This window comes from Ursidibacter maritimus (assembly GCF_009761395.1).
Taxonomy (GTDB): Bacteria; Pseudomonadota; Gammaproteobacteria; order Enterobacterales; family Pasteurellaceae; genus Ursidibacter; species Ursidibacter maritimus.
Window position 1 is genome coordinate 286,418 of sequence record NZ_LEKN01000034.1, and the last position, 6,903, is coordinate 293,320.

A 6,903-nucleotide genomic window follows, 5' to 3' on the forward strand; every position below is an offset into this window, starting at 1 on the left:
TACCTTATATGAGATCCAGAATATCTTAATTATGAATTATAACCAAAAGATATATATCTATTGCAACTCCCAACTCAAATTCGACACCAATCGGCAGTTATCGCATTTAAAGTAAAAGATACTGTGTAAAGGTTGAGAAAGTTTCCAAGATTGTTGGCAACTCGGACAAAGGCGGTTATGTTCTAATTCTTCATCTTGCCCTAAACGGTAAAGATAATAATAAGTTGGTGTTTGGGTATGCTTCTCTAATTCGCTGCATAATGCTCTACCCTGCTGGCTTAGTTCACTTTCTAAAGAGGAAATCTGCTCTAAACTGATTTGTTCTAACGCAGAGCCATTCATTTGTAACTGATCACAGGCTTGCCAATCTTCTTGCCACTTTATCACTTTTTCGCTTAAATCAGTGTCCCCGAACTGATAAAGCGGAATTGGACAGAAATCGTCGCCATTGTAAATGGGTGAACAGGTATCTAAATGTGTAGTGTACAGGATCTGAAAAGAAGGTTTCTGTGTACTGGTTTCTTCTGCATTATAGTCTCGTCCTACTATTTCAAAAAATTCAAAGAAAACACCCGCTTCCTCCGCTTGTAATAACGCCTCTTTTACCCATTGATTATTCCATTTAGGCATTAAACTCTCTTGTTCTGGTGTAGCAAGTCGCACTTGAAATTCAGAATGAGTATCGAGTTGATGATGTGTTACCCCCATTTCTCTTCCAATCACTTGACCATTAAAACGCCATTGATTTAATACTTGGCTAATTAACGTAACAGGATCTTGCTCAAAATTTTGGTAACTAAAATGGGCGATAACTTGGTACATATTTCACCTTATTCTGCGGTCATTTGGCGTTCTTTTTGCACAATCGTCGTTGGTTCTTGATGAATAATCACTTCTGACATTGGGAAAGCATTCAGTAATTTTTGCTCTAAGCCATCAGTGATTTCGTGAGCAATCAACAGCGGTAAATTATCATCAAGCTCCAAGTGTAATTGAATAAAACGAACAGCACCCGCTCGGCGAGTTTTCACATCGTGAATACTAATAATGCGTGGATGTTCCAAAGCGATAGTCCAAACACGATCAACTTCTTCCTGTGGCAGAGCTTGATCAAGTAGTGATTGCATAGCTTCCCATAACATCACACCTGCGTTATACAAAATATATAATGCAATCCCTATTGCAAAAATCGCATCTGCATAGATAAAACCGTTTATATTCAATAACATAGAAAAGAAAATTGCCGCATTCATATAAAGATCGGTTTGATAATGCAATGAATCTGCCTGAATAGCAGGACTACCTGTCTCTTTCACGACTTTACGTTGATACAGCACAAGCATTGCCGTTAATGCGATTGAAATTAAACTGATCACTACGCCTAATTCGCTACTTTGTACAAACTGTGGCTCGGTTAAACGTTGAATTCCTTGTAGCAGCAGAAATGCAGCAGAGCCGGTAATAAATGCACTTTGAACAAGAGCGGCAAGAGATTCCGCTTTACCATGTCCAAAGGTATGATTATCATCTGCAGGTTGTAACGCAAAGCGTAATACTAAAATATTCGTAATTGAGGCAAATAAATCGACAAGAGAATCGGTCATCGCTGCCAAGATCGCCATCGATCCTGTTTTCCACCACGCAAATGCTTTGATTAAGATTAAAATTGAGGCAACGACTATCGCTAGCATCGCCGCTCGTTTTACCTGTTGTGCGTACTGTTGTTCCATTGTCTATTTACATTCCACTAACCAAGGTAATTTTGAAAATGCTATGGCTAATTCTGCCAGGTCTGCTTGCAAATTTTTAGCCGAAACAGCCCGCTTGTCTGAAAATTGCATTTGGCTAAAACCACATTGAGAATCTCGCCCACGAGAAACTTCAAGTTGCTGATTTTGGAAACGTTCCGTTGGAGGATAAATCACTTCTGTGCGTAGCTCATCTTGCGTAATAGCTAGATTCGCTTGTGTATTTGCTTGATTTGCAAAACTTTTCTCGCGTAATGCTAAACGTTGTTGTAGCGTTCTTTGTTGCGAATTTTTATCTAAAAAGAAAAGAAAGCCTTTTTGCCAATCATCTGGGTTCTTGCTTGAATTTACTGGCAAATACAGCGATTGTTGCATTTCATCAAGCTGATTATGGGTTACCTGCTGATATTCAACCCCTTTGAACATTACGCGCTCAGGTAATGAAAAGCGCTTATTCGGTAAGCTACAAGCAGAAAGAGAAAGTGCTAACACTGCTATTTTTAAATAGGTTTTCACTTAATTTCCTCTCGCTTAAAGACTAATTCATTTTCAGATGAAAGCGTTTCATCAAACCAATATCCACCTAAATTAAAATCTTTAAGCTCTTCTACTTGGGTAGCTTGCGTTTGTAATAAATAACGTACCATCATTCCCCTTGCTTTCTTCGCATAGAAACTGATGACTTTATATTTGCCATTCTTTTCGTCTAAAAAAACAGGCTTAACAATTCTCGCTTGTAATTTTTTAGGCTGTACAGCGCCAAAATATTCATCAGAGGCAAGGTTGATAAGCACATTATCGCCTTGCTCATCAATCGCTCGTTGTAAATGATTAGTGATAATCTCTCCCCAAAAATGATAGAGATCTTTACCTTTCGGATTGGCTAGTTTTGTCCCCATTTCTAAACGGTAAGGTTGCATTAAATCTAAAGGTTTAAGTAAGCCATATAAGCCTGATAACATTCTTAAATGGATTTGAGCATACTCAACTTCTGCTTTGGTCAGGGTTTCTGCTTCTAAGCCTGTATAAACATCACCTTTAAATGCAAATAACGCTGCTTTTGCATTACTGTGAGTATGTTCAAGCTGCCATTCGGCAAAACGTGCGACATTCAAACTAGCAAGCTTATCGCTAATTGACATAAGTGAGCCAACATCAGCAGGAGTAAGTTGCTTACAAATATCAATAAGCTGTTGGCTATAAGCGGTAAGTTCTGGTTGAGAAAATGTAAATTGTTCAATTTGGGTGTCAAAATCAAGCGTTTTGGCAGGGGAAATGATGGCAAGCATAGGATTTTCCGTTGTTCTAAAAATGACGAATTATAGCAGAAAAAAGATAAGCGGTAAGATTTCGACGTTATTTTACAAGGAGTACTTGCAAAAAGTGGTGAATATCCGACCGCTTAATAGCCTATTTTATAATCTTAATTTTTCTCTATTTTTTATAATTTAAAATCATCAAAATCGTCCACATTGATATTTGCATCAATTTGCCCAACAAGATAAGAGCTAACTTCGACTTCTTGCGGTGCAACCTGTACATTATCAGATACTAGCCAAGCATTGATCCAAGGAATTGGATTGCTCTTCGTTGGAAATGGCGTGCCTAAGCCGATCGCATTCATTCGAACATTGGCAATATATTCCACATATTGACAAAGAATAGCTTCATTCAATCCCATCATTGAGCCATCTTTAAAAAGATATTTTGCCCAATCTTTTTCTTGTTGCACTACGTCCATAAATAGCTGGAAAGATTGTTCGCGACACTCTTTTGCGATTTGCGTAAAATCATCGTCATCTTTACCATACGCCATTAAATTCAGTATGTGCTGGGTTCCAGTTAAATGTAGTGCTTCATCTCGTGCAATAAACTTAATGATTTTTGCGTTACCTTCCATCAATTTTCGTTCTGCAAACGCAAATGAACAAGCAAAAGAAACATAAAAACGTATTGCTTCTAACGCATTGATAGACTGCATACAAAGATATAATTTTCGTTTCAGTTCATATAGCGTCACTTGTCTTTTTTGACCTTCTACATCAAACTCCCCTTCACCAAAAATTTGGTAGAGTTGAGCATCTAAAATAAGTTGGTCATAGTAGGTTGAGATATCCCTTGCTCTTTTTTGGATCTCTTCATTCTCAACAATATCATCGAAAATAATCGAAGGGTCATTGACGATATTTCGGATGATATGAGTATAGGAACGGGAGTGAATAGTTTCACTAAAAGACCAAGTTTCAATCCACGTTTCAAGTTCTGGAATTGAACAAATAGGCAACAATACCGCATTTGGCCCACGCCCTTGAATAGAGTCTAGCAATGTTTGATATTTTAAATTACTGATAAAAATATGCTTCTCGTGTTCGGGTAAACCTTGATAGTCAATACGATCTTGAGAAACATCAATCTCTTCTGGTCTCCAGAAAAAAGAAAGTTGCTTTTCGATGAGTTTTTCAAAAATTTCATATTTTTGCTGATCATAACGTGCGACATTGACGTTTTGTCCAAAAAACATCGGCTCTTCAAGTTGATTATTCTTATGCTGGGAAAAAGTGGTATATGCCATAATCTGATCCTTGTTACTTCTATCTTAACTGCCTTGCAAAAAATGAGAAAAATCTGCCCGCTTATATCTAAATACGGCAAGCACCGCTCTCGCAATTTGTGATGTCCTCTTGCGTATCGTCTGCGCCATCTCGAGTATTTTGGTAATAAAGCGTCTTCAAACCATATTTATAGGCAATCAACAAATCATTAAGCAGGATTTTCATTGGGACTTTTCCATCAGGGAAACGGCTAGGGTCATAATTCGTATTCGTTGAGATCGCCTGATCAACAAACTTCTGCATTATTCCGACTAATTGTAAATAGCCTTCATTATTAGGTATATCCCATAATAACTCGTATTGGTTGCGGAATTTTTCATATTCTGGAACAACTTGACGCAAAATACCATCTTTTGATGCTTTAATACTGACGTATCCTCGTGGTGGCTCAATACCATTAGTTGCATTAGAAATCTGAGATGAAGTTTCAGATGGCATCAATGCAGTCAGTGTAGAATTTCGTAAGCCATATTGCTGAATATCAGATCTTAATTGCTCCCAATCATAATGTAATGGCTCTGTAGTAAGAACATCTATATCTGATTTATAGGTATCAATAGGTAAAATACCTTGCGAATAAGTCGTTTGGTTAAAATATTCACAAGCACCTTGCTCTTTCGCTAACTTATTTGACGCCTTTAATAAATAGTATTGAATAGCTTCAAAAGTGCGATGAGTCAAATTATTCGCACTGCTATCTGAATATTTCACACCATTTTTCGCTAAATAATAAGCAAAGTTAATGACCCCGATACCCAACGAGCGTCTCTTGGTTGAGTTTACTTCCGCTTCTTTTAACGGATAATCTTGATAATCCAGTAAAGCGTCTAATGCTCTTACCGCTAAATCTGCCAGTTCTTCTAATTCATCTAAATTCTCTAAAGCACCCAAATTAAATGCAGATAAGGTACAGAGTGCAATTTCACCTTCATCAACATTATCATCATTAAGTGGTTTAGTTGGTAGGGCGATTTCTAGACATAGATTAGATTGTCTAATTGGCGCAACACTTGCAATAAAAGGAGAATGAGTATTACAGTGATCGACATTTTGAATATAAATACGCCCTGTTGACGCTCGTTCTTGCATCAGTAAAGAAAAGAGTTCGGTAGCTTTGATTGTCTTCTTACGGATACTCTCATCTTTTTCATATCGAACATATAACTCTTCAAATGCTTTTTGATCGGAAAAAAAGGTTTCGTATAAATTAGGCACATCAGATGGGCTGAATAAGGTGATATTTTCACCCTTAATTAAACGCTGGTACATCAGCCTGTTTAATTGAACTCCATAGTCCATATGGCGAACACGATTATCCTCTACCCCACGGTTGTTTTTCAATACTAATAGGCTTTCCACTTCCAAATGCCAAATAGGATAGAAAACAGTTGCCGCACCGCCTCGAACTCCCCCTTGAGAGCAAGATTTTACAGCCGCTTGGAATAATTTATAAAATGGAATACAACCAGTATGAAATGCTTCACCATTGCGAATAGGGCTTCCCAATGCACGAATAGCACCAGCGTTAATTCCAATACCTGCTCGTTGTGAGACATATTTAACAATCGCAGATGTTGTTGCATTGATAGAATTTAAACTATCGCCACACTCAATCAACACACAAGAGCTAAATTGTCTAGTTGGCGTGCGAACCCCTGCCATAATAGGCGTAGGCAATGAAATTTTGAATGTTGAAATTGCATCATAAAATCGACGAATATAATCTAAGCGAGTTTCTTTAGGGTAAGCACTAAATAAGCAGGCTGCAATTAACACATAGAGAAATTGTGGGCTCTCGTAAATCTCGCCAGATACTCGATTTTGTATCAGATATTTTCCTTGTAGCTGATTGACCGCAGCATAAGAAAAATTGAGATCTCGACCATGATCAATAAAAGTATCGATTTTATCTAATTCTTCACGACTATATTCTGTTAGTAAACTTGCATCATATTTTCCACATCGTACCATTTTTTTGACTTGTTCATATAAATGTGGAGGCTCAAATCTAGAATAGGCTTTTTTACGCAGATGGAATATCGCTAAACGAGCAGCTAAGTATTGATAATCTGGAGTATCTTGAGAAATCAGATCGGCGGCAGCTTTTATAATAGTTTCATGAATATCTGATGTTTTAATCCCCTCATAAAATTGAATATGGGATCGCAGTTCAACCTGTGAAACAGATACATTTTCTAACCCTTCCGCCGCCCAAGTAATAACGCGGTGAATCTTATCTAAATCGATCGGTTCTAAACGCCCATCACGTTTAGTAACCATAAGCGCTTCAGTCATCTGATGTCTCCTATGTAGATTATAAATTAACATTGGTCACTCATCAGGCACCATATATAGTATTCCTCTAAGTAACGGAGCACAAGATAATGTTATTTAATAAAAATTTCAAACGGAATATTTTGTCAATTTAATTGACATTAGATAACCTATTCAATCATAAGTATTTTTGAAAAGAAAAAAGAAAAAGGCAGGAAAAATTCCTGCCTTTGCTCGAAAAACGAAAATGTCGGGTAGCGAAAATATAT

At 37.3% G+C, this 6,903-nt stretch carries 6 protein-coding genes; all 6 read right to left on the reverse strand.

From position 1 onward, the window contains the following. Window positions 1-57: 57 nt before the first annotated feature. Window positions 58-822 carry a Zn-ribbon-containing protein gene (locus A1D26_RS07240; protein WP_157403376.1) on the reverse strand — a complete coding sequence of 255 codons (765 nt, stop codon included), beginning with the start codon at window positions 820-822 and terminating at the stop codon, window positions 58-60. Between the two features lie 8 nt (window positions 823-830). Then, window positions 831-1,730, reverse strand: coding sequence for a cation diffusion facilitator family transporter (locus A1D26_RS07245; protein ID WP_157403377.1), 900 nt, complete (start codon window positions 1,728-1,730; stop codon window positions 831-833). 3 nt (window positions 1,731-1,733) lie between these two features. Continuing rightward, complete coding sequence (locus A1D26_RS07250; RefSeq protein ID WP_157403378.1) at window positions 1,734-2,264, reverse strand: ABC transporter ATPase; 531 nt, start codon at window positions 2,262-2,264, stop codon at window positions 1,734-1,736. After that, on the reverse strand, window positions 2,261-3,037 hold the full coding sequence (yaaA, locus tag A1D26_RS07255) for a peroxide stress protein YaaA (RefSeq protein ID WP_157403379.1): 777 nt from the start codon (window positions 3,035-3,037) through the stop codon (window positions 2,261-2,263). Before yaaA ends, A1D26_RS07250 begins: the two co-directional genes overlap by 4 nt. A 152-nt stretch (window positions 3,038-3,189) precedes the next feature. Then, window positions 3,190-4,320 carry a class Ia ribonucleoside-diphosphate reductase subunit beta gene (gene nrdB / locus A1D26_RS07260; RefSeq protein ID WP_157403380.1) on the reverse strand — a complete coding sequence of 377 codons (1,131 nt, stop codon included), beginning with the start codon at window positions 4,318-4,320 and terminating at the stop codon, window positions 3,190-3,192. A 67-nt stretch (window positions 4,321-4,387) separates the two neighbouring features. Further along, window positions 4,388-6,655 carry a class 1a ribonucleoside-diphosphate reductase subunit alpha gene (gene nrdA, locus A1D26_RS07265; RefSeq protein WP_157403381.1) on the reverse strand — a complete coding sequence of 756 codons (2,268 nt, stop codon included), beginning with the start codon at window positions 6,653-6,655 and terminating at the stop codon, window positions 4,388-4,390. Between the last annotated feature and the right edge of the window lie 248 nt (window positions 6,656-6,903).